Origin of the sequence: Pseudomonas xantholysinigenes (assembly GCF_014268885.2) — a bacterium.
In the GTDB taxonomy this organism is placed as follows: Bacteria; Pseudomonadota; Gammaproteobacteria; order Pseudomonadales; family Pseudomonadaceae; genus Aquipseudomonas; species Aquipseudomonas xantholysinigenes.
In genome coordinates this window covers 4,643,086-4,665,072 of sequence record NZ_CP077095.1, presented here as the reverse complement: position 1 = coordinate 4,665,072, position 21,987 = coordinate 4,643,086, and the positions used below count along the sequence as shown (strand labels likewise).

Genomic DNA, 21,987 nt, shown 5'->3' with positions numbered 1-21,987 from the left:
CCATGGCAAATCCTGCGACAGCGCTCATCCGCGAAACCTTCCCCGTCGGCCCCTTGCAGTGCAACTGCACCCTGATCGGCGATCCGCTGAGCAAGAAGGCCATCGTCGTCGACCCAGGCGGTGACGAACAAAAGATCCTCGCTCGCTTGCAGCACCATGGACTGACCCTGGTGAGCATCATCCACACCCATGCCCATTTCGACCATTTCCTCGCCTCGGGCAAGCTCAAGGCACTGACCGGCGCCACGCTGCACCTGCACAAGGCCGACCAGCCGCTGTGGGACAACCTCGAGATGCAGTGCCAGATGTTCGGCATGCCCTACACGCCGGTGCCGTCGCCAGACCGCTGGCTGAGCGATGACGAGGAACTGGCCTGTGGCTGCGGCGTGGCCCTGCACACACCGGGACACACTCCCGGCTCGATGAGTTTCTGGTTCGCCGAACACAAGCTGCTGATCGCCGGCGATACCCTGTTCCGCCGTGGCGTCGGCCGCACCGATTTGTGGGGTGGCGATCAACGGGCTATCGTTCGTTCCATCAAGGAGCGGCTGTACCGCCTGGATGAAGAGGCCATCGTGGTGACCGGCCATGGTCCGGAAACCCGCCTCGGCGATGAAATGCGCGAGAACCCCTTCGTGCGTGCCTGAGGTTTCATGGAATTTTTCTGCTGCGCTGTAATCCAAGGCTGGCATAGATCCGTATGTGATCCGTTGCACTAATGAATTTCAGTAGGAGCTTGTCCATGTTCACCATGCGTCGTCTGATTATCGTCGCTACCGCCGCTGCCCTGATGTCTGGTTGTGCCAGCCCCAACCCCTACGACAGCCAGGGCCAGGCGCAGGGCTCCACAGGGATGAGCAAGACCGCCAAGTATGGTGGCCTGGGCGCGTTGGCCGGGGCCATCGCCGGTGCCGCCATCGACCACAACAACCGTGGCAAGGGCGCGCTGATCGGTGCTGCCGCGGTGGGGGCCGCCGCCGCAGGCTACGGCTACTACGCCGACAAGCAGGAAGCCGAGCTGCGCGCGAAGATGGCCAACACCGGTGTCGAGGTGCAGCGCCAGGGCGACCAGATCAAGCTGATCATGCCGGGCAACATCACCTTCGCCACTGACTCGGCGAATATCTCTCCAAGCTTCTATGCGCCGCTGAACAACCTGGCCGGTTCGTTCAAGCAGTTCAACCAGAACACCATCGAAGTGGTCGGCTTCACCGACAGCACCGGCAGCCGCCAGCACAACATGGACCTGTCGCAGCGCCGTGCCCAGGCGGTCAGCACCTACCTGACCTCCCAGGGTGTCGACCCGTCGCGGGTCAGCGTGCGCGGCATGGGCCCGGACCAGCCGATCGCCAGCAACGCCGATGCCAATGGCCGTGCGCAGAACCGTCGAGTCGAGGTCAACCTCAAGCCGATCCCCGGCCAGCAGTATGACCAGCAAGGCACCGTGCAGCAGTACCCCTGAGTCGTTGGTCTAGCGAAGAGTCTTCAATTGGGGCTGCCTTGCAGCCCATTCGCGGGCAAGCCCGCTCCCCCAGGTACGTGCGCTCGAAGCCTGTGGGAGCGGGCTTGCCCGCGAATGGGCCTGAGTCGCGGTTACGCGACGTGGCGGCGTTTCCAGAAGGGTTGGTCGGCGTAGCGCGACTCGACCTTGTAATACCCACGTTTCAGCGCCTGGTACTCCATGACGTGGCGCTGTATGTCGTTGCGGTAGGCCTGGCACTGCTCGGCCTCGTGGCTGGTGTCGGCGAGGCTGATGGCGGCCAGCCGGGCGCTCTGGATGCCGGTGCTCAAGGCATAGCCGATGCCCATCGACGACAGCGGGTCGAACGCCGCCACGGCGTCGCCGGCCGCCGCCCAGCCACTGCCGCAACAGGGCTCGAGATGCTGCGAGTGAGCCGGCCAGACGCGCAGGTTGCCCGCCATCGGCCGTTCGCCCAGGCGGGCACGGGTGTTGGGCGCCTGGGCGAGCGCCGTGGACCAGAAGTATTCCCGGTCGTCGTGCGAGGCCTGGAGCAGGTCGGCGTCGGTCATCAATACGCTGATCAACCGTCCATCCGGCACCGGAGCGCTGTACCACCAGCCTGAGGCGACGGCCTCGACCAGCGAGCATCCTTCGACAACACTGGCGCTGGCAGCGTAGTACGCCGAAATACCCACCAGGCGGTCCTGCTGCAGACGGCTGGCGCCTATTGCCCGGGCCAGCCAGGCGCTGCGCCCGGTGGCGTCGATCAGGTAGCGGCAGTGCACCTCTGGCGCACCCTCCAGGCCATCGACCCGCAACCGCCAGGTATCGCCCTCGCGCACCACCTCGCGTACCCGCACGCCGGTCAGCAGTTGTGCGCCCATGCTGCGGGCGGCGTTGGCCAGCCCGGCATCGAAACGCGTGCGGTCCAGGTGCCAACCATGCCCGCGACCGGTGAACAGGAAGTCCCGGGCACGCACCTCGCTGTCGCCCCAGGCGGCAGTGAAGGCGAACGACGGACTGAAGCCGGCCTGGCGGAAATGCTCGCCCACGCCGAGGTAGTCGAGCAGCGGCAAGACGCTGGGCGACAGGGTTTCCCCGACTTTCTCCCGGGCATATTCGCGTTGTTCCAATAGCATCACCGAGTGACCGCCGTGGCGCCGCAGGGTGAGGGCGGCCGCGCTACCGGCCGGCCCTCCCCCGACGACTACCACATCCACGGTCCTCGGTTGTTCAGCGAACAAGATGCCCTCGCGCGGTGACCACTTGCCGCGCATCGATGCTCGGCAGTTTCTCGTCCGGCTTGAGGTACCAGGTGTTGAAGAAGTTGCCGCTGGCGCCATTCAACACATACTCGGCCGGGCCGATGGCAAAGCTGGCCGCCACGAAGCGGTCGTTGTTGCGCTCGGTCTCGACGAAATACGGGTACAGGTCGCGCAGCGGTCCCTGGGCTTCATTGGTGATGAAGCCCAGGTAGTGCCAGGCCTGGATCATCTCGGTGTAGCCGTTGATGCCGCGGCTGTAGATCGACTGCATGCCGGCGGAAATCCCCGAAGCCTGTTGGGCGGCGGCGGTCATGTCGGCGGGGATGACGTTCCACGGGCTTTGTGGTGGCCACCAGTAGGCGTAGTAGGACGGCGCCTTCGGTACGCTGTCTTCCTTGTTGACCGCCGGGTCGGTGAAGTTCACGTTCTGCACCGTGCACTGGTAGAAGTCGGCCTGCCATGGAATGGCCATGCGCTTGGTCAGGTCGCCCGGCTCGCAGCCTTGGAACGGGCCTTCCGGATCGGTCTCGTTCTCGGTGGTGCTCAGGCCGTGGGCATAGTAGTAGTCGCTGTCGTGACGGTGCCTGATCTGGTATGGCTTGGCGTAGAGCGAGGGGCTATAGAGGCTCCAGGTCACCTCGATGCCCGGGCACAGTGGGCCGCCCACGCAGTTGCCGATACTGGCCTGGTCCAGCGCACTGACCCCCGGCAGCGGCTTGGGCGGTTCCACGGTGAACTGGCCTGCCGCCCATTGTCCCAGCAGGAAGTATTGGGTTCGGGTCAGGGTGAGGAACTTGTCCAGCAGGTCGTTGCTGACCGAGTTCGAACCCGAGTTCAGGGGCATCAAGGGGATCCCGGATTTCTGGTCGAACAACTGTGCCTGGGCGCCGTCGGTGAAGCCATTGCTGCCTGGGTTGCGGAACAGCGAGAAATAATCCTGGCGCTTGCCCTGGTTGGCCTGGGTGTTGTCCTTGGCATCGAACGGTGGCGGCGAGAAGCTGTTGAGCGACGGAATGGCGGCGACCCAGCGATAGCCGGCGGGGCGGCGCAGGATCGGTTCGATGTCACGTTCGTAGTTGGCGATGTAGCTCTTCTGGTACTGGCCGTCGCGGTACAGCTCGGGCAGCAGGTTGAGCTCGCGCACGGCGACATCGAAAGCCAGGTCGTCGAGGGTGACGATGTTCTCCAGCTCTGGGGCGAATTTCGGCGAACCGACGATGCACCAGGCGGTGAGGGTCTGCTCGGGCTGGTTGGCCAGCTTGAGGGTGCAGGTGACGGGGCCGTCGGACACATCGTCATGCCAGGTATCGGCGCCGGCAAAGCTGCTGATCGGTTCGTTGCCCCCGGCGTGGCCATGGCCGCCGAGCACCAGCAGGCGCCCCTTGGCGTCGGTGCGCAGGGTCCCCAGCGTGTTGATCTGCTGGCCCTGGGTGGCGCGTGCCGGGAACGAGCGGAAGCGGTAGTCGTTGCTGGTGTTGTCCCGCGACAGCTCGACCTTGCCCTGACGGCCGGACAGCTGGTAAGGGCCCGGGTCGATGATCAGTTTCTGCCGATCGGCCTCGTCGGTAACGCTGTCGTTGCGCAGCGAGACGTGCCGTTGCTTGTAACTGTTGTGCGCACCCAGCAGCAGGTTGCCTTCCAGTTCGGCGAAGTTGTACCAGATGGCCTTTTTGTTGGCCAGGTGCACCGACCAGGTCATGGACTCGACACCAGGGCTGTCGAGGGTGAGCTCGGTGGCCTTGCCGTTGTCGTCCACGGCGAAGATACAGAAGCGCGCGGCCTGGCGTTTGACGCTGCCGTTGGCATCCTTGTAGCGGGTGACGTACACCGGTTGCTGCTGCGGGTCGAGCGTCTGGTTGCCATACCCATCGCATTCCAGCGGTCGGCCGCCGATTTTTTCCGGGGCGAGATAGAAGCCCGTCTCGCTGTTACCCACACGTGCAACCCCTATGCTGGGGCCTATGACGTATTTCATGACCACTCTCCTTGTCGTGCCTTTCCTTCACTGCGCGATCACGCCCGATCGCCTGGGCCTTGCGAGGTGACGCAAGCCGGTGCGTCCCGCCCGGTCGAACCGGGAAGGGCGAGTAGAGGACGGGATCAATGGCAGGGGAATGGCGGAGGGCGGATGCAATGCTCGCGCGTTCGTCACAGGCATGATCGAACGCTGCGCTTCCTTGACGCCTGCTGTGATTTCATCCTGACAGCATTGAACGCTAGCCCTGGCCAAGGGGAAGTCAAATGACGTTGGTCGGGCCGCCGACGAGGGGTGATGCGACGTCCCGGCCGGGGCCGGGACGGTGTCGCTAGGCGGAAGTTTTTTCGCCTTGGTGGGCCTGGATCGCGGTCAGCGCGATGGTATGGACGATGTCCTCGACCTGCGCCCCGCGCGGCAAGTCGTTGACCGGCTTGCGCAGCCCTTGCAGCATCGGCCCGAGGCTGACGCAGTCGGCGCTGCGCTGCACCGCTTTGTGGGTGGTGTTGCCGGTGTTCAGGTCGGGGAACACGAAGACCGTGGCACGTCCGGCCACCGGGCTCGAGGGTGCCAGTTGCCGAGCGATCTCCGGGTTGGCGGCGGCGTCATATTGCAGCGGCCCGTCGATCAGCAGGTCGTGCTCGGCCTGCTGGGCCAGGCGCGTGGCTGCGCGGACCTTTTCCACTTCCTCGTCGCTGGCCGCCGAATCGCTGGAGTAGCTGAGCATCGCCACCCGCGCGGCGATGCCGAACGACTCGGCCGACTCCGCGCTCTGCCGGGCGATCTCGGCCAGTTCCGCGGCGCTGGGGTGCGGGTTCATCACGCAGTCGCCGTAGACCAGCACCTGGTCGGGGAACAGCATGAAGAACACCGAGGACACCAGGCTGCTGCCCGGCGCGGTCTTGATCAGCTGCAGGGCCGGGCGAATGGTATTGGCGGTGGAATGCACCAGGCCCGAGACCAGGCCATCGACCTCGCCCAGGGCGAGCATCATGGTGCCGATCACCACCGGGTCTTCGAGCTGTTGCTCGGCCATCGGCGCATTGAGGTTCTTGCTCTTGCGCAGGTCGACCATCGGCTCGACGTAGCGGCCGCGAATCAGCTCCGGGTCGAGCACTTCGAGGTCCGGCGGCAGGCTGATGCCCTGGGCCCGGGCTACCGCCTCGACCTCCTCGGGCTTGGCCAGCAGCACACAGCGGGCGATGCCGCGGGCCTGGCACAGGGCGGCGGCCTGCACCAGCAGCGGCTGCGCGCCCTCAGGCAGCACGATGCGCTTGTTGGCCTGCTGGGCGCGCTGGATCAGCTGGTAGCGGAATACCGCTGGCGACAGGCGCAGCTCGCGTGGCGTGCCGCAGCGCTGGTGCAGCCAGGCGGCGTCCAGGTGGCTGGCGACGAAGTCGGTGATGAACTCGGCGCGTTCGCGGTCGTCCACCGGGATCTCGCGGTTAAGCGAATTGAGCTGGTTGGCTGTGTCGTAGGAGCCGGTGCTTACCGAGAGGATCGGCAGGCCGGCCTGCAGGGCGCCACGGCACAGCTCGAGGATGCGCGGGTCGGGCTTGCTGTCGCTGGTCAGCAGCAGCCCGGCCAGGGGCACGCCGTTGATCGCCGCCATGCACACGGCGAGGATGATGTCGTCGCGATCGCCCGGAGTCACCACCAGGGTGCCGGAGGTGAGCAGCGGCACGGTGTTGGCCACGGTGCGGGCGCAGATGATGATCTTGTTCATGCGCCGCTGATCGTAGTCACCGGCGTTGAGCACCTGGGCACCGAGCAGTTCGGCCACGTCACGGGTGCGCGGGGCGTTCAGGTCGGCTTGGTAGGGAATGCAGCCGAGCAGGCGGAAATCGTTGCCGCGCAGCAGCGGCGAGTGCTCGCGCAGGCGCGTGGCGAATTCGGCCATGCTTTCCTCGGTGCGCACCTTGTTGAGGATCACCCCGAGCACCTTCGGGTCGCGCGGGCCGCCGAACAGCTGGGCCTGCAGCTCGACGCGGCCGGACAACTCGCTGAGCACTTCGTTTTCCGGCGCCGACACCAGGATCACCTCGGCATCAAGGCTCTTGGCCAGGTGCAGGTTGACCCGCGCGGCATAGCTGGCGTGGCGGGTCGGCACCATGCCCTCGACCACCACCACGTCCTTGCCGACGCAGGCTTGCTGGTACAGGCGGATGATCTGTTCGAGCAGTTCGTCGAGCTGGCCATCACCGAGCATGCGCTCGACATGGGTCAGGCTCAGCGGCGTGGGTGGCTTGATGCCATGGGTGCGGGCAACCAGTTCGCTGGAGCGTTCCGGGCCGGTGTCGCCGGGGTGCGGCTGGGCGATCGGCTTGAAGAAGCCGACCTTGAGCCCGGCGCGTTCCAGGGTGCGGACCAGGCCCAGGCTGATGGAGGTCAGGCCGACACCGAAGTCGGTCGGCGCGATGAAAAATGTCTGCATGCGTGCTTCTCGAAATAAGCGGTGCAAGGAATTCAGCGGCCAAGGGTATCGCTAACCGCACCCTGAGCGCACCAGCCGCAGGCGAAGGCCTGGCCGACCCGCTGGGCGCGCTGCTCGGCGTCGAGCACCCAGGGGCGGGCCTGCCAGGGTGGTTGGTGGCGCAGGTGCTGGGTATGCCCGCACGACAACGCGACCACCCAGTGGCCTTCTTCGTCCTGGTGAAAGCCGACGATCCGACTGATGGGCCGTGCATTGTCGGAGCCGCGTTCGCAATCACGCGATGCGTTGGTTACACTGGTGCGCTCTACATTCTTTTGCAAAAGGTCTCGCCCCCATGCTGATCGCCGCCAACAAGGCTGTCTCCATCGACTATACCCTCACCAACGACGCAGGTGAGGTCATCGACAGCTCCGCCGGTGGTGCGCCGCTGGTCTACCTGCACGGTGCCGCCAACATCATCCCGGGCCTGGAAAAAGCCCTGGAAGGCAAACAGGCCGGTGACGAACTGACCGTGGCCATCGAGCCGGAAGAGGCCTACGGCGAGTACTCGGCCGAGCTGGTCAGCACCCTGAACCGCAGCATGTTCGAAGGCGTCGACCAACTGGAAGTCGGCATGCAGTTCCACGCCTCGGCGCCGGATGGCCAGATGCAGATCGTCACCATCCGCGACATCGACGGCGACGACGTGACCGTCGACGGCAACCACCCGCTGGCCGGCCAGCGCCTGAACTTCAAGGTCAAGGTGGTCGACGTGCGTGACGCCAGCGAAGAAGAAATCGCCCACCGTCACATCCACGGCGAAGGTGGTCATCACCACTGATTTTCTGCGCTAAGCTCAGAGAGTCGCCAGGCGCTCGGGCAAGCCGGACTTGCCCTCCTCGGGAGGGTGGACGGTTTGGCCGCGCGCCTTTTTAGTGGGCGGGATTCGCCCCAGCGACAATCGGCAACCTGAGAGGGGATTTCATCATGAGTGCATTTCACGACCTGACGTTGAAGGCGCTGAACGGCGAGGACCTGCCCCTTGCCCCGTTCAAGGGCCAGGTGGTGCTGGTGGTCAATGTCGCCTCCAAGTGTGGCCTGACGCCGCAATACGCGTCGCTGGAGAAACTGCACCAGCAGTTCAAGGGCCAGGGTTTCAACGTGCTTGGGTTGCCGTGCAACCAGTTTGCCGGCCAGGAGCCGGGCAGCGAAAAAGACATCCAGGACTTCTGCAGCCTCAACTATGGGGTGAGCTTCCCGCTGGGCGCCAAGCTCGAGGTCAATGGCCCGCAACGCCATGCGCTGTACCGCTTGCTGGCAGGCGAGGGCGCCGAGTTCCCCGGCGACATCACCTGGAACTTCGAGAAGTTCCTGGTCGGCAAGGATGGCCGGGTACTGGCGCGTTTCGCACCGCGTACCGCGCCGGACGATCCGACCGTGGTCCAGGCCATCGAGAAGGCCCTGGCCTGATCCGCCGAGGGCCGCACCGCGGCCCATCGGCGATACCCTTCGATCACTGCAATCAATAATGCTGTGCCCACCCTTCGACGGGCCCTAAGCTCAGGCGCATTTCCTCACCGAGTCGGGAGCGCCGCATGTCCAGCAACCCTCTGTTCCAGCCTTTCCGTCTAGGTCGCCTCGAACTGCCGAGCCGTGTGGTCATGGCGCCGATGACCCGCACCTTCTGCCCGGGCGGCGTGCCCCATGACGCTGTGGTCGAGTACTACCGTCGCCGCGCCGCCGCCGGTGTCGGCCTGATCATCACTGAAGGCACCACGGTCGGGCACAAGGCCGCCAATGGCTACCCCAACGTGCCGCGTTTCCATGGCGGGGACGCCTTGGCCGGCTGGCAGCGCGTGGTCGAGGCGGTGCACGCCGAAGGCGGGCGCATCGTGCCGCAGCTGTGGCATGTGGGCAGTGTGCGGCGCCTGGGCACCGAGCCTGATGGCAGCGTGCCGGGCCACGGCCCGAGCGGCAAGGAGAAGGACGGCAAGGTACTGGTGCAGGGTATGAGCCACGCGGATATCCGCGAGGTCATCGCGGCCTTCGCCCAGGCCGCGCGCGATGCCCAGGCCATCGGCATGGACGGCGTGGAGATCCATGGCGCCCATGGCTACCTGATCGACCAGTTCTTCTGGGAGGCCAGCAATCGCCGCGACGACGAATACGGCGGGGACCTGGCCGGGCGTTCACGCTTTGCCATCGAGCTGATCCAGGCGGTGCGCGCCGCAGTCGGGCCGGACTTCCCGATCATCTTCCGCTTCTCGCAATGGAAGCAGCAGGACTACAGTGCGCGCCTGGTGCAAACCCCCGAGGCGTTGGCCGCGTTCCTCAAGCCGCTGAGCGAGGCGGGTGTGGATATCTTCCATTGCTCCACCCGGCGTTTCTGGGAGCCCGAGTTCGATGGCAGCGCGCTGAACCTAGCCGGCTGGACGCGCCAGCTTACCGGCAAACCGACCATCACCGTGGGCAGCGTGGGCCTGGACGGCGAGTTCCTGCAGTTCATGGTCGATACCGACAAGGTGGCCAAGCCGGCCAGTCTGGAAGGTTTGCTGCGCCGCCTGCAAGACCAGGAATTCGACCTGGTGGCCGTGGGCCGGGCATTGCTGGTGGATGCACAGTGGGCGCAGAAGGTGCGTGATGGCCGCGAAGCCGATGTGTTGCCGTTCAGCCGCGAGGCGTTGACGACTCTGGCTTGATCAGCAGCGGCGCCGGTGCATCCACCGGGTGCCCGCCCCGGCAGGCGTTGTACAGGTAGCCCTCGAACTGCTCGATGATTGCCGGCCAGCCTTGGCGGCTGGCGTGCTGACGGGCGTTCAGACGCACCCGGCGCAGGGTTTCCTGCTCTTCCAGCAACCAGCAGGCGGCATCGATGAACGCCGCCTGATCGCCTGGCATGGCCAAGGCGCCGCTGTGGCCATGGCGAATATGCTGGGCCGCGGCGGCCTCGTCATAGGCGACCACCGCCAGGCCCGAGGCGAGGGCTTCGAGCACCACATTGCCGAAGGTCTCGGTCAGGCTCGGGAACAGGAACAGGTCGCCGCTGGCGAAGTGCTCGGCCAGCACCTCGCCACGCTGCGCGCCACAGAACACCGCCTCGGGTAGTTGTTGTTCAAGCTGGGCGCGCGCCGGACCGTCGCCGACAATCACCAGGCGCAGGCGTTTGTGTGGATAACTGTCGTGCAGGGCCGCCATGCAGGGGCGCAGCAGGGCCAGGTTTTTTTCCGCCGCCAGGCGGCCGACGTGCAGCACGGCGATGTCATCCGCCGCCAACCCCCACTGCTCCCGCAGGGCCTGGCTGCGCCGCGCCGGGTTGAACAGCGTGGCATCGACGCCGCGGGCCATCAGCCCCAGGCGTTCGAAGCCGCGACGCTCCAGCTCCAGGCGCTGGCTGGCGCTGGGCACCAGGGTGATCGCGGTACGCCGGTGGAACCAGCGCAGGTAATGGGTGAGCAGCCGCGACAGCAGGCCCAGGCCGTATTGGCCGGAGTACTGCGGGAAATTGGTGTGGAAACCACTGACCACCGCCACCCCGAGGCGCCGGGCGGCGCGCAGGGCGCTCAGCCCTAGCGGGCCCTCGGTGGCGATGTACAGCACATCCGGGCGCTGCCGACGCCAGCGCCGCCACAGTTTGTGCATCGACACCTCGCCCCACTGCAAGCCGGGGTAGCCGGGCAGCGGCCAGCCGCGGCACAGCAGCAATTGGTCAGGGTTGTCCGGCGTCGTGTCGGCAGCCTGGCGCGGGCGGATCAGCTCCACCTGATGGCCGCGTTGACGCAGCCCGTCGCTCAAGCGACCAAGGGTGTTGGCCACGCCGTTGATCTCGGGTGGGAAGGTTTCGCTGACCAGGGTGATACGCAAGGACGGTGTGCTCATGGGAAAAGTGTCCTGCCGCCATGTGACGCCCGTGTGACGGGGATATGACGCCTGATTTTCGGCACTTTCACCCGTTTGAATATTTCCTTGCAAAGCACTCAAGAACTCGCCGCAGGCAGCCGATGCAGTTGCATTCGACTACAGGAATACGCTCCGGGAGAGCGGCCATGTTCAACAGCAAACTGAAGCAAGAAATCCAGCAACTGCGCGAAGAGTTGATGTCCATCGAGCAGGTCAAGAACAGCCTGGACAGCGAGATGCTGGTCCTCCAGCTCGACCCCCAGGGGCGCATCGAGTCGGTCAACGGCAACTTCGAGACTGAGATGCTCTACCGCGCCGAGCAGCTGATCGGCCGCAATATCGAGGACATCGTCCCGTCCCACGTGAAGAAGCTCGACTTCTACCAGCGCATGAAGCAGGCCATTACCCGTGGCGAGCACCTCAACGGCGCGTTTCGCCTGTTGCGCGGCAACGGCGAGGAGGCCTGGCTGCGCTCGATCCTGCAGCCGGTGAAGAACAGCGAAGGGCGGATCAAGTATTTCTCCCTGCACTCCAGCGACCTGACCCGCACCATCGAGACGTCCCGCGAGCATGAGAGCCTGATCAAGGCGCTGATGCGCTCCACCGCGGTGATCGAGTTCAACCTCGACGGCCAGGTGCTGACCGCCAACGATCGCTTCCTGCAGACCATGGGCTACAGCCTCGACCAGGTGCGTGGCAAACCCCACCGCATGTTCTGTGAGCCGGAAGAAGCCAATTCGACGGCCTACCAGGCATTCTGGGACAGGCTGCGCCGTGGCGAGTTCGTCGCCGACCGCTTTAAGCGCATCGACGCCCATGGCCGCGTGGTGTGGCTGGAAGCCTCGTACAACCCGATCATCGATGCCCATGACGTGCTGTACAAAGTCGTCAAGTTCGCCACGGTGATCACCGACCAGGTCAATCAGGAACTGGCCGTGGCCCAAGCCGCGGACATCGCCTACACCACCTCGCTGGAGACCGACAGCAGTGCGCGCAAGGCCACTGACGTGGTGACCCAGACCGTCGAGGTGATGCGTGGCCTGGAAGGTTCGATGCAGGACGCCGCCGATGGCATCCAGGCGCTGGACAAGCAGTCGAAGGTGATCGGTGCGATCATCAAGACCATCAGTGACATCGCCGGGCAGACCAACCTGCTGGCGCTCAACGCCGCCATCGAGGCCGCCCGCGCCGGCGAGCAGGGCCGGGGCTTCGCCGTGGTCGCCGACGAAGTGCGCCAGCTCGCCTCGCGCACCAGCAGCGCCACCGAGGAGATCGCCAAGGTGGTGCAGCAGAACGAGCAGCTGGCCCAGGCCGCGGTGGATATCATCGACACCAGCAAGCGCCAGGCCGAGCAAGGCTTGGCCCTGGCCGCCGATACCGGCGGGGTGATCGTGGAGATCCAGGAAGGGGCGAAGAAGGTGGTGGATGCGGTGGGGCAGTTTTCCAGCCAGCTGAGTCACTGACCGGCTTGACACCGCTTGTGTAGGAGCCTTGTGTCGCGAAAGGGGGGCGAAGCGCCCCCAGGATTCGTGCATCAAGCTGATATCGCCGGGGCCGCTTTGCGGCCCTTTCGCGACACAAGGCCGCTCCTACAGGTTTATGGGGGCTCAGGTGCGTTCACGCACCCAGAACAACGTCGCCCCGGCCACCGCCGCCGGCATCATCAGCACGTTGACCCCCGGAATCAGCAGCGCCAGGTAGGTGATCCCGCCAAAGCCCATGGACTGCCAGCGCTTCTGCCGCAGCCAGGCGAGCATGTCCTGCCAGCTCATCTTGTTGTTGTCCGCCGGGTAGTCGATGTACTGGATCGCCATCATCCAGATACCGAACACCAGCCACAGCGGCGCGGCGACCACGTTGACCACCGGGATGAACGACAGGATGAACAGGCCGATGGCCCGTGGCAGGAAGTAGCCCAGCTTGCGCATTTCGCGGCTGAAGGTGCGCGGCACCATGGCCGCCAGCTCAGCCCAGCTGAACGGCGGGAAGGTGTCCTGGCCACGTACCACCACCTCGACCTTTTCGGCGAGGAAGCCGTTGAACGGCGCGGCGATGACGTTGGCCAGCAAGGTGAAGGTGAAGAACACCATCAGCACCACCAGCGCCACGAACAACGGCCAGAGGATATAGGTGAGGAAGCTCAGCCAGTCGGGCAGGGTGGGCATCAGCGCATCGACCCACAGGCTGAACTGATGTCCGGCGAAGTAGATCAGCCCGCCGAACAGCAGCAGGTTGACCGCCAGGGGCAGCAGCACGAACAACCGCAGGCTCGGGCTGAGGATCAGTTTCAGGCCTTCGCGCAGGTACTGTGGGCCGGAAAGGACAGGGGCTTGCATCGGAATGCTCCACAAAAGGAAAACGCGCTGACCTTACCGAGTTTGGCGCGGCGACGAAAGGCACGGCACTTGGCGGAAACGGCCTGTAACAAAGCGGCTGCACAATCCCTATCGATTTATTCCAAACATAGAGACTGTCTATAAGGTGGATTGTCGAAGGATATTTCCTTAATCTCTGCGGCCTCGCTACAGTGCGCTCATCTTTTTCGGTTTTGGGCCAACGCGTTGTAGCCTTCCCCAAGTGCTGCGTGGGTCCGTTTTAATTCCAGCTGGCGCAGCCGGTACCCCGATGCCGGCCCCGTGCGGCCCGCTCGACAGGAGTTCGACATGTCTGAAGTACGTCATTCGCGCGTCATCATTCTCGGTTCCGGCCCTGCCGGTTACAGCGCCGCGGTCTATGCCGCCCGCGCCAACCTCAAGCCGCTGCTGATCACCGGCATGCAGGCCGGCGGCCAGCTGACCACCACCACCGAAGTCGACAACTGGCCGGGCGATCCCCATGGCCTGACCGGCCCGGCCCTGATGCAACGCATGCAGGAGCACGCCGAGCGTTTCGAGACCGAGATCGTCTTCGACCACATCAACGCCGTTGACCTGGCCAACAAGCCGTTCACCCTGCAGGGTGACAGCGGCACCTACACCTGCGACGCGCTGATCGTCGCCACTGGTGCCAGCGCTCGCTACCTGGGCCTGCCGTCGGAAGAGACCTTCATGGGCAAGGGCGTGTCGGCCTGCGCCACCTGCGACGGTTTCTTCTACCGCAACAAGCCGGTCGCCGTGGTCGGCGGCGGCAACACCGCCGTGGAAGAAGCGCTGTACCTGGCCAACATCGCCAGCAAGGTGACCCTGGTGCACCGCCGCGATACCTTCCGTGCCGAGAAGATCCTGATCGACAAGCTGCACGCCCGTGTCGCCGAAGGCAAGATCGAGCTCAAGCTCAATGCCACCCTGGACGAAGTGCTGGGTGACAACATGGGCGTGACCGGCGCGCGCCTGAAGAACAACGATGGCAGCTTCGACGAGATCAAGGTCGACGGCGTGTTCATCGCCATCGGCCACACCCCGAACACCTCGCTGTTCGAAGGCCAGCTGACCCTCAAGGACGGCTACCTGGTGGTTCACGGCGGCCGTGAAGGCAATGCCACCGCCACCAACGTCGAGGGCGTGTTCGCCGCCGGCGACGTGGCCGACCATGTCTACCGCCAGGCAATCACCTCGGCCGGTGCGGGCTGCATGGCGGCCCTGGACGTCGAGCGCTACCTGGACGGCCTGGCCAACGCCTGAGTCTGTACCGCAGCATGAAAAAACCGGCCACTGGCCGGTTTTTTCATGCCTGGAACCTTGCTGTACCTGTGCTTGCCTCTTCGCGGGCAAGCCCGCTCCCACAGGTGTGGTGCATGCCCTGAGGTCGGCGGAGTCCCTGTGGGAGCAACTGTCTTGCTCAACTGCTAAAGCTAGCGCGATCCCTGTGGGAGCGGGCTTGCCCGCGAAGAGGCCAGTACAAGCGCCAGATCCCTTAAAGGCTCAAGCGCATCGACAGGTCCACTGCCTTCACATCCTTGGTCATCGCACCAATGGAGATGTAGTCCACGCCGGTCTCGGCGATCACCCGCAACGTGGTCTCGTTCACCCCGCCGCTGGCCTCGAGCTTGGCCTTGCCGGCATTGATCCGCACCGCTTCGCGCATCTCGTCCAGGGTCAGCTCGTCGAGCATGACGATATCGGCGCCCGCCGCCAGCGCCTGGCGCAGCTCATCCAGGCTCTCCACTTCGATTTCCACCGGCTTGCCCGGGGCGATGCGGTGCGCCGCCGCCACGGCCTCGGCCACGCCACCGCTGGCGGCGATGTGGTTTTCCTTGATCAGGAAGGCGTCGTACAGGCCAATGCGGTGGTTGTGGCAGCCGCCGCAGGTCACGGCGTACTTCTGGGCCAGGCGCAGGCCGGGCAAGGTCTTGCGGGTATCGAGCAGGCGCACTTGGGTGCCTTCGACCAGGTCGGCCAGAAAGCGCGCGCGGGTGGCCACGCCCGAGAGCATCTGCAGGAAGTTCAGTGCCGAGCGTTCGCCGCTGAGCAGCGAGCGCGCCGGCCCTTCGAGGTGGAACAGCGCCTGGTTGGCCGTGGCCCGCTCGCCGTCCGCCACCTGCCAGTGCACCGCGACCCGCGGGTCGAGCTGGCGGAATACCGCATCCACCCAGGCGGTGCCGGCGATCACGCAGTCCTCGCGGGTGATGATGGTCGCCTTGGCCAGGCGCTCGGCCGGGATCAGCTGGGCGGTGATGTCGCCGCTGCCGATGTCCTCGAGCAACGCGCGGCGCACGTTGGCTTCGATTTCGGCAGTCAGGTCGGCGAGGCGTAGGTTCGGCATGGTCGGCTCCACAAGCTAGGTGCCGGCGATTATAGGGCAGGGGGCCGGTGTGTACAGCCGCTGAGCCAACGACCTTTGGTCGGGGCGGGTGAGCATTTGCCCGAATGCGGGGTCAGTTGGGGGCGTGCGAATGCGCGCTGGCAGCTGTCAACGTTTTCCCTGATAATGGCGCCTTGTATTTGGCGTCATAGCTTTGACGATTTTACGCCAATGGCGCAACGTAACATCCAGCAAGGAGTCCGGGATGCACAAAGAAGGCAAGGTGGTGCCCCTGGCAACCACCCTCGACCGAGGTGCCCGGGCACCCTCTCCATGCCTTCCAGTGTTGCTCCTGCAGGTGCGTGACAAGGCCGCCCTGCAATTGCGCCAAGGTCTGCAGGCGTTGTTCGACAACGCTGACGACACCCTCTTTGAAATGGCCGACAAGGCCAGTGGCCGCCTCGACCAAAACCTGTATTTCGAAGCCATGCGCGACGTACGGCTCAAGCGCAAGAGCATCGAGCGTGGGTTTCTCGATACCTTCTATGATGCCTTCGCCCGCATTGGCCAATGCGATGCCCTCGCGTCGCTGGTCAGCGCCCAATTGGCGCAGCAAGACCCGGCGCTGGAGCGCTCGGTGGCGGTGCAGGCCATGGTCGACCGTGTGCTGTCCCGCGACGGCTTCCTGCTCGAACAGTTGAGCCTGCGTTTCGAAACCTTGCTCGAGCTGACCATCGAACTGCCACGCAATCCCTTGGGGCCTGGCAGCCTGTGTGGTTTCTTCCTGCAGGCCGGACGCGACCTGGGCGTGGGGCCAAACGTCAAGCTGGTGCTGCTCAAGCTGTTCGAGCGTTATGTCCTGCGTGACCTCGACCTGCTCTATGGCGAGGCCAATCTGTTGCTGGCCAGTGCTGGCGTTTTGCCGGAGTTGATGCCGGCGCCGCGGCGCCGTGCCGAGGACCGCCGGCATATTGCCCGGCGTGCGCCGAGTAGTTCCGCCTTGCACGAATCGGACGCCGACAGCGCCGGCCAGGCCTTTTTCTGCTCGTTGCAGGCGCTGCTCGAACCCAGTCGCGGTCGCGTTGCGCCGCGCTTGCAAACGACCCGCGCGGCCCAGCCGATCAGCACCGACGACCTGCTGCGTCTGCTGACCCATCTGCAGCACTATGTGCCGGCGCCTGGCGAGCCCGACGACTTCAAGCTCGGCCAGCAGCTCGAACAACTGCTGTTGCGCGTCAGCGTGCGCAGCGGCACGCGCCGACGCATTGCCACCGCCGACGAGGACATGATCAACCTGGTCGAGCTGCTGTTCGCCTTCATCCAGGCCGACGACAACCTGCCGGCGAGCCTGCGCGCGCTGATCGGGCGCCTGCATATCCCGCTGCTGAAGGTGGCCCTGATCGACAAGGGGCTGCTGAGCCGGGGCAGCCATCCGGCGCGCCGCCTGCTCAACGAAATCGCCGCGGTGGCGATCGGCTGGGACAGCGAGGGCGACGAGCAGCGTGACAGCCTGCACCTGCGGGTCGAGCGGATCGTCCAGCGCCTGCTCAATGATTTTTCCGAAGACTGCGGGTTGTTCAGCGAACTGCTCGATGAGTTTCTGTCGTTCAGCCAGGACGAACGCCGTCGCAACGAGCTGCTCGAGCAGCGCACCCGTGACGCCGAGGAAGGTCGGGCGCGTACCTTGCTGGCCCGTGAACGGGTGCAGCAGGTGCTGAACCTGCGCCTGCGCGGCCAGGTATTGCCGCAGGTGGTGGTGCAGATGCTGGTGCAGGCCTGGAGTCAGGTACTGCTGCTGGCCTGGTTGAAGCAGGGCGAAGATTCGCAGGCTTGGGCGCAAGGCGTGGCGACGATGGATGGCTTGCTGGGCAGCCTGGTGCCGACCGCCGATCCGGCCCGTCTGCTGGAGCAGGTGCCAGGGCTGCTCAAGGCGTTGCGCGAGGGCTTGGCCGGCGTGGCGCTGGACTCGACGGCCACTCGCGACTTCTTCCTGCAACTGGAGAAACTGCACCTGCGCGCCTGTGGCGGCGTGCTCGAGCCTGAACAGGCCCTGGCCGAGGTGCGGGTGGAGGATGACATCGTGTTGGCCATCGCCGACGAGTCGACCCATGTACCCTGCTCGCCAGTGGATGATCAGGAGCCGGCCCTGCGTCAGGTAGAGCGCCTGCGCCTGGGCTCCTGGGTCGAGGTGATGGATGATGACGAGCCGCTGCGCTGCAAGCTGGTGGCGCGCATCGACAGCCATGACCGCTTCGTATTCGCCAACCGTACTGGGCTGAAGGTGCGTGAGTGGAGCCGCCATGGGCTGGCGGTGGCCTTGCGTCGGGGCGAGGTGCGCTTGCTCGATGACGGTTTGTTGTTCGAGCGCGCGCTGGATGCCGTGCTCGAACAGTTGCGCCTGCAGCAGGCCCGCTGATGCCGAGGACACTACTGCGCGCCGACACACCGCGTCGTTTGCTTCGCGGGTAAACCCGCTCCCACAGGTATAGGGCATGGCGTGAGCCCAGCTGAACTCCACAGGCAATAGGGCATGGTTGAATCCAGCTCGATCCCTGTGGGAGCGGGTTTATCGGACCGCCGCACCGCCCCGAACACCGGCGAAGCCGGTGCCAGGCACCACGAAGCAAGCCACGCAGCGCTAAGTTTTCCACACAATCATTTACATGCACCGGCGTTACAGGCACGGCATACTGACCGCCTGCCCGTGGCGTCATTCAGGATCTGCCTTCATGCAATTGGACCGTGCGACCGGCTGGTTTTCCGGCGTCAGCCACTGCCCCTCGCCAAACTGCAACGCCCGCCCCGACGGCGAGGCCATCTCGCTGCTGGTGATCCACAACATCAGCCTGCCGCCAGCGTGCTTCGGCACCGGCAAGGTCCAGCAGTTCTTCCAGAACCGCCTCGACCCGGACGAGCATCCCTATTTCGCGACCATCAACCACCTGACCGTATCGGCGCACCTGTTCGTCGAGCGCGACGGCGCGGTGACCCAGTTCGTCTCGTTGCTCGAGCGCGCCTGGCATGCCGGCGTGTCGCGTTTCGGTGACCGCGAGGGCTGCAATGATTTCTCCATCGGCATCGAGCTCGAAGGCACCGATGAGCTGCCCTACACCGATGCCCAGTACGCCACCCTGGAGCAACTGACCCGCGAGATTCGCCGGGCCTGGCCGGTGATCGACAGCCAGCGCATCTGCGGCCACAGCGACATTGCCCCACAGCGCAAGACCGATCCGGGCCCGGCCTTCGACTGGCCACGTTACCGGGCCGCCCTGCAACGCAACGAGGACAAGGCATGAGTTTCCTGGTGCTGGTGTTGGCGCTGTGGGTCGAGAAGTTCTCGGCCCTGCGCCAACAGGTGCAACGTGATGGTTTCTACCTGGGCGAACTGGTGCGCCTGGCGCGCAGCGGCAAGGTCCACCCGTGGTGGACCCTGGCGATCCTGATCCTGGCGCCGGTGGCGCTGCTGGTGCTGCTGTTGCATGTGCTGGAGCCGGTGGCCTATGGCCTGCTGGCGCTGCCCGTACACCTGCTGGTGCTGATCTACAGCCTGGGACGTGGCGATGTGAAGGCGGCCCTGGGGCCGTTTCGCGATGCCTGGCGCCGAGGTGACGAGCAAGCCGCCCTGCACGTGGCCGAACGCGACCTGGGGTTGGCCGCGGAGGACGCCCCGGGGTTGATCAACCGGGTCCAGGGGCATCTGCTGTGGCAGGCCTACCAGAGTTTCTTCGCCGTGATCTTCTGGTATTTCCTGCTGGGGCCGGGCGCCGCACTGGCCTACAGGCTGCTGGCCTTGACCTGCGATAACAGCGATCAGCCCGCGCTCAAGACCCTGGCCGGCCAGTTGCGCCATGCCATGGACTGGCTGCCGGTACGGGTACTGACGCTGAGCTTCGCCCTGGTCGGCAACTTCGTCGCGGTCACCCGGGTGATGCTCCACGAACTGCTCGACTGGCACATCAGTGCCGCGCATCTGGTGGCCAAGGTTGGCCGGGTGGCGGACGACATTAGCGAAGACGAAGACCACCAGCGTGGCCTGGAGCGCCTCGACAGCCTGTGGGAACTGCTGCTGCGTTGCGCGGTGCTGTGGTACGCCTGCTTTGCCTTGTGGACCGTGCTGATCTGAACGGTGCAGGAGCCAGCCACCGCGTTACCTGCTTCGCGCTTAACCTTAAGTTACAAACCTTGCGTTCATTCTGCGCTATACAAGGCACGGGCCCGAAGATGGCCTAGTGCTACCCCGCAGAACAACAAGAATTCAAGGAGGTGACCTGTGAAGCGTCTGCTCTATCCGGCCATCGCACTGATGAACCGGCTGAGCTTCGGCATGAAGTTCAGCTTGATCAGCGTCCTGTTCTTCCTGCCCATGCTGGTCACCAGCTTCTATCTGGTGCGCGATGCCTACCAGCAGCTCCAGGCCGCCCGTGGCGAGTTGCAGGGCTTGGCACCCTTGGCTGAGAGCCTGGCCCTGCGCGGCGACCTGGAAACCCTGGGCAACCTGCTGCAGATCAACGCCGTGCTCGGCCAGTCGGGCCAGGCCGGGGACATCGAGACGCGCATCGCCGCCTTGCAGGACAAGGTCCAGGGCCAGCTCGACTCACTCAGGAGCAGCGACCCGGCGCTCGAGGCCAAGCGCGGCGAACTGGCGGACGCCTTTGCCGCCGCACGGGGCGAGACCTCGCTGCAGAACAAGGCGGCGCTGTTCGACAAACTGCTGGCCCAGGCCCAGGTACTGGGCAAGCTGATCGCCAGCCAGTCGGGCCTGAGCCAGGATCGCCAGGCGTCGGTGCGCCAACTCAGCGAGCTGATCGGCGGCGCCACGGCGCAGGTCACCCAGGCCCTCGGCGAGGGCCGGGCAATGGGCGCGGTGGCCCTGGGGCGTGGTTTCATGGATTCCTCCGGCAGCGCCCGCTTCGAAGACCTGCTGCAGCGCCTGGAGCGGTTGTCCGCCGACTATGGCCTGCGCCTGGGCGATGCCCTGGCCGCCGACAGCCAGGCCAAGGCCGCGCTGGAGGCCAGTGCCCAGGCCAGCCAGGCCACGGTCAAGCAGGCCGCGACGCTGTTCGAGGACCAGGTAGTGGTGGCCGAGACCCTGGATGCGCCCTGGTCCGGCTTCTACCAGCAGACCAGCACGCTGATGGAACAGACCTACCGCCTCAATGACGCCGTGCTCGCCCACCTGCACGGGCAGCTGGAAGAACGCCTGGGCGAGCACCGCCTGCGCACGATCGCGCTGGTCGCGGCCCTGGCCACGGTGTTTGCGCTGATCATCTACCTGTACGGCGGCTTCTACGTTTCCACCCGTGAAACCCTGGGCAAGCTCGGCAGTGCCATGGACAAGGTGGCCGCCGGTGACATGACCGTCAGCTTCCAGGCCAGCAGCCGGGACGAACTAGGCGAGCTGGGGCGCGGTTTCAACGAGACCGTGCGCCGCATTCGTGGCCTGATCGAGCAGGTGGGCAAGACCGTGACCACGGTCGAGGACCAGGCCGGCCAGGTGCTGTCGGTATCGAGCCGCAGCAACCAGGCGGTCAGCGGCCAGCGCGAGCAGATCGAGCAGGTGGCCACGGCGATGAACCAGATGAGCGCCACCGCCCTGGAGGTGGCCCGCAGCGCCGCGCTGGCCGCCGAGGGCGCGCAACGGGTCAACCACGAAAGCGCGTCGGGCCGTGACCTGGTGCAAAGCCAGCAGGGCAGCATCGCCCGCCTGGCCAGCGAGATCGACCAGAGCGTGGCCGCGGTGAATCAGTTGGCCGGTGACAGCCAGGCCATTGGTCGGGTGCTGGAGGTGATCCGCAGTATTGCCGAGCAGACCAACCTGTTGGCGCTCAACGCTGCCATCGAGGCGGCGCGGGCCGGAGAGCAGGGGCGCGGCTTTGCCGTGGTCGCCGACGAGGTTCGCACCCTGGCCAAGCGCACCCAGGATTCCACCGAAGAGATCGCGCAGATGATCCAACGCCTGCGTGAAGGCGTGGGCGCTGCGGTGCGGGTAATGGGCAGCAGTCACCAGATGGCCGCCGGCACCGTCGACGAGGCGCGCCAGGTGCAGCAGGCGCTGGGCAATATCCTGGGCGCGGTGGGCGGGATCGTCGAGCAGAACCAGCAGATCGCCGCCGCGGTGGAGCAGCAGACGGCCGTGGCCCATGACATCGACCAGAACATCGTGGCGATCAATCGCGCCGCCCAGGACACCACCGACGGCGCCTGCCAGACCGAGGACGCCAGCCGGGCGTTGTCGGCGCAGGTGGTGGAGCTCAAGCGCTTGATCGGCGCGTTCAGGGTGTGATCAAGGACGACT

General features: G+C 65.5%; 18 protein-coding genes and 2 pseudogenes. 13 read left to right on the top strand and 7 right to left on the bottom strand.

What is annotated here, in order from left to right:
* Positions 1-2 precede the first annotated feature (2 nt).
* Complete coding sequence (locus HU772_RS20810; RefSeq protein ID WP_186658939.1) at positions 3-647, top strand: MBL fold metallo-hydrolase; 645 nt, start codon at positions 3-5, stop codon at positions 645-647.
* A 95-nt stretch (positions 648-742) separates the two neighbouring features.
* Complete coding sequence (locus tag HU772_RS20805; protein WP_134690053.1) at positions 743-1,462, top strand: YiaD family glycine zipper/OmpA-like lipoprotein; 720 nt, start codon at positions 743-745, stop codon at positions 1,460-1,462.
* A gap of 131 nt (positions 1,463-1,593) precedes the next feature.
* Here HU772_RS20805 and HU772_RS20800 read toward each other — a convergent pair whose 3' ends face one another.
* From HU772_RS20800 to HU772_RS20785, 4 genes are all read right to left on the bottom strand, one after another.
* Positions 1,594-2,706, bottom strand: coding sequence for an FAD-dependent oxidoreductase (locus tag HU772_RS20800; RefSeq protein ID WP_186658936.1), 1,113 nt, complete (start codon positions 2,704-2,706; stop codon positions 1,594-1,596).
* Positions 2,696-4,702: a CTQ-dependent lysine 6-oxidase LodA gene (gene lodA / locus HU772_RS20795; protein ID WP_189664962.1), complete on the bottom strand. Its 2,007-nt coding sequence runs from the start codon at positions 4,700-4,702 to the stop codon at positions 2,696-2,698. The genes HU772_RS20800 and lodA overlap by 11 nt, the downstream gene beginning before the upstream one ends.
* Before the next feature lie 331 nt (positions 4,703-5,033).
* The gene (gene pta, locus HU772_RS20790; protein WP_186658932.1) at positions 5,034-7,136 is read right to left on the bottom strand and encodes a phosphate acetyltransferase; all 2,103 of its coding nucleotides are present in this window, start codon (positions 7,134-7,136) and stop codon (positions 5,034-5,036) included.
* Between the two features lie 32 nt (positions 7,137-7,168).
* Positions 7,169-7,456 carry a DUF3565 domain-containing protein gene (locus tag HU772_RS20785; protein ID WP_186658930.1) on the bottom strand — a complete coding sequence of 96 codons (288 nt, stop codon included), beginning with the start codon at positions 7,454-7,456 and terminating at the stop codon, positions 7,169-7,171.
* 14 nt (positions 7,457-7,470) lie between these two features.
* On the opposite strand from HU772_RS20785, the gene HU772_RS20780 reads away from it, so the two are divergent.
* From HU772_RS20780 to HU772_RS20770, 3 genes are all read left to right on the top strand, one after another.
* Positions 7,471-7,956 carry an FKBP-type peptidyl-prolyl cis-trans isomerase gene (locus HU772_RS20780; RefSeq protein ID WP_050706853.1) on the top strand — a complete coding sequence of 162 codons (486 nt, stop codon included), beginning with the start codon at positions 7,471-7,473 and terminating at the stop codon, positions 7,954-7,956.
* Between the two features lie 146 nt (positions 7,957-8,102).
* Positions 8,103-8,585, top strand: a complete 483-nt coding sequence (locus HU772_RS20775; protein WP_186658928.1) for a glutathione peroxidase — start codon at positions 8,103-8,105, stop codon at positions 8,583-8,585.
* A gap of 125 nt (positions 8,586-8,710) precedes the next feature.
* A complete protein-coding gene (locus HU772_RS20770; RefSeq protein WP_186658926.1) occupies positions 8,711-9,814 on the top strand; it encodes an NADH:flavin oxidoreductase in 1,104 nt (367 codons plus the stop codon).
* Here the strand turns inward: HU772_RS20770 and HU772_RS20765 are convergent.
* Positions 9,783-10,991, bottom strand: a complete 1,209-nt coding sequence (locus HU772_RS20765) for a glycosyltransferase family 4 protein (RefSeq protein ID WP_186658923.1) — start codon at positions 10,989-10,991, stop codon at positions 9,783-9,785. The genes HU772_RS20770 and HU772_RS20765 overlap by 32 nt on opposite strands.
* Before the next feature lie 44 nt (positions 10,992-11,035).
* On the opposite strand from HU772_RS20765, the pseudogene HU772_RS25345 reads away from it, so the two are divergent.
* Both HU772_RS25345 and HU772_RS25340 read left to right on the top strand, forming a co-directional pair.
* Positions 11,036-11,881 (top strand): annotated as a pseudogene (locus HU772_RS25345) (PAS domain-containing protein); the annotation flags it as partial.
* A 162-nt stretch (positions 11,882-12,043) separates the two neighbouring features.
* Positions 12,044-12,475 carry a methyl-accepting chemotaxis protein gene (locus HU772_RS25340; RefSeq protein WP_371923703.1) on the top strand — a complete coding sequence of 144 codons (432 nt, stop codon included), beginning with the start codon at positions 12,044-12,046 and terminating at the stop codon, positions 12,473-12,475.
* A 144-nt stretch (positions 12,476-12,619) separates the two neighbouring features.
* On the opposite strand, the gene cysZ is transcribed toward HU772_RS25340, so the two are convergent.
* Positions 12,620-13,348 (bottom strand): sulfate transporter CysZ, encoded by a 729-nt coding sequence (gene cysZ / locus HU772_RS20755; RefSeq protein ID WP_186658918.1) that lies wholly within the window; start codon positions 13,346-13,348, stop codon positions 12,620-12,622.
* A 327-nt stretch (positions 13,349-13,675) separates the two neighbouring features.
* On the opposite strand from cysZ, the gene trxB reads away from it, so the two are divergent.
* On the top strand, positions 13,676-14,632 hold the full coding sequence (gene trxB / locus HU772_RS20750) for a thioredoxin-disulfide reductase (RefSeq protein ID WP_050703773.1): 957 nt from the start codon (positions 13,676-13,678) through the stop codon (positions 14,630-14,632).
* 232 nt (positions 14,633-14,864) lie between these two features.
* On the opposite strand, the gene nadC is transcribed toward trxB, so the two are convergent.
* Entirely contained in the window at positions 14,865-15,713 is an 849-nt protein-coding gene (gene nadC, locus HU772_RS20745) for a carboxylating nicotinate-nucleotide diphosphorylase (RefSeq protein ID WP_186658915.1), read from the bottom strand.
* A gap of 244 nt (positions 15,714-15,957) precedes the next feature.
* Here nadC and HU772_RS20740 point away from each other — a divergent pair, with 244 nt between their 5' ends.
* From HU772_RS20740 to HU772_RS25330, 5 genes and pseudogenes are all read left to right on the top strand, one after another.
* Positions 15,958-18,108, top strand: a complete 2,151-nt coding sequence (locus tag HU772_RS20740; RefSeq protein ID WP_186658913.1) for a DUF1631 domain-containing protein — start codon at positions 15,958-15,960, stop codon at positions 18,106-18,108.
* A 313-nt stretch (positions 18,109-18,421) separates the two neighbouring features.
* Complete coding sequence (ampD, locus tag HU772_RS20735) at positions 18,422-18,988, top strand: 1,6-anhydro-N-acetylmuramyl-L-alanine amidase AmpD (protein WP_186658910.1); 567 nt, start codon at positions 18,422-18,424, stop codon at positions 18,986-18,988.
* Positions 18,985-19,815: a regulatory signaling modulator protein AmpE gene (ampE, locus tag HU772_RS20730; protein ID WP_186658908.1), complete on the top strand. Its 831-nt coding sequence runs from the start codon at positions 18,985-18,987 to the stop codon at positions 19,813-19,815. Before ampD ends, ampE begins: the two co-directional genes overlap by 4 nt.
* Positions 19,816-19,995: 180 nt before the next feature.
* A pseudogene (locus tag HU772_RS25335) lies at positions 19,996-21,069 on the top strand (methyl-accepting chemotaxis protein); the annotation flags it as partial.
* On the top strand, positions 21,046-21,975 hold the full coding sequence (locus HU772_RS25330) for a methyl-accepting chemotaxis protein (protein WP_437182453.1): 930 nt from the start codon (positions 21,046-21,048) through the stop codon (positions 21,973-21,975). The pseudogene HU772_RS25335 and the gene HU772_RS25330, both read left to right, overlap by 24 nt.
* Positions 21,976-21,987 lie beyond the last annotated feature (12 nt).

Bases quoted from the DNA above. Each gene is read 5' to 3' on its own strand.
- HU772_RS20810 (WP_186658939.1), top strand. From the start codon at position 3: ATGGCAAATCCTGCGACAGCGCTCATCCGCGAAACCTTCCCCGTCGGC.
- HU772_RS20805 (WP_134690053.1), top strand. From the start codon at position 743: ATGTTCACCATGCGTCGTCTGATTATCGTCGCTACCGCCGCTGCCCTG.
- lodA (WP_189664962.1), bottom strand. From the start codon at position 4,702: ATGAAATACGTCATAGGCCCCAGCATAGGGGTTGCACGTGTGGGTAAC.
- pta (WP_186658932.1), bottom strand. From the start codon at position 7,136: ATGCAGACATTTTTCATCGCGCCGACCGACTTCGGTGTCGGCCTGACC.
- HU772_RS20780 (WP_050706853.1), top strand. From the start codon at position 7,471: ATGCTGATCGCCGCCAACAAGGCTGTCTCCATCGACTATACCCTCACC.
- HU772_RS20775 (WP_186658928.1), top strand. From the start codon at position 8,103: ATGAGTGCATTTCACGACCTGACGTTGAAGGCGCTGAACGGCGAGGAC.
- HU772_RS20770 (WP_186658926.1), top strand. From the start codon at position 8,711: ATGTCCAGCAACCCTCTGTTCCAGCCTTTCCGTCTAGGTCGCCTCGAA.
- HU772_RS20765 (WP_186658923.1), bottom strand. From the start codon at position 10,991: ATGAGCACACCGTCCTTGCGTATCACCCTGGTCAGCGAAACCTTCCCA.
- HU772_RS25340 (WP_371923703.1), top strand. From the start codon at position 12,044: ATGCGTGGCCTGGAAGGTTCGATGCAGGACGCCGCCGATGGCATCCAG.
- cysZ (WP_186658918.1), bottom strand. From the start codon at position 13,348: ATGCAAGCCCCTGTCCTTTCCGGCCCACAGTACCTGCGCGAAGGCCTG.
- trxB (WP_050703773.1), top strand. From the start codon at position 13,676: ATGTCTGAAGTACGTCATTCGCGCGTCATCATTCTCGGTTCCGGCCCT.
- nadC (WP_186658915.1), bottom strand. From the start codon at position 15,713: ATGCCGAACCTACGCCTCGCCGACCTGACTGCCGAAATCGAAGCCAAC.
- HU772_RS20740 (WP_186658913.1), top strand. From the start codon at position 15,958: ATGCACAAAGAAGGCAAGGTGGTGCCCCTGGCAACCACCCTCGACCGA.
- ampD (WP_186658910.1), top strand. From the start codon at position 18,422: ATGCAATTGGACCGTGCGACCGGCTGGTTTTCCGGCGTCAGCCACTGC.
- ampE (WP_186658908.1), top strand. From the start codon at position 18,985: ATGAGTTTCCTGGTGCTGGTGTTGGCGCTGTGGGTCGAGAAGTTCTCG.
- HU772_RS25330 (WP_437182453.1), top strand. From the start codon at position 21,046: ATGACCGTCAGCTTCCAGGCCAGCAGCCGGGACGAACTAGGCGAGCTG.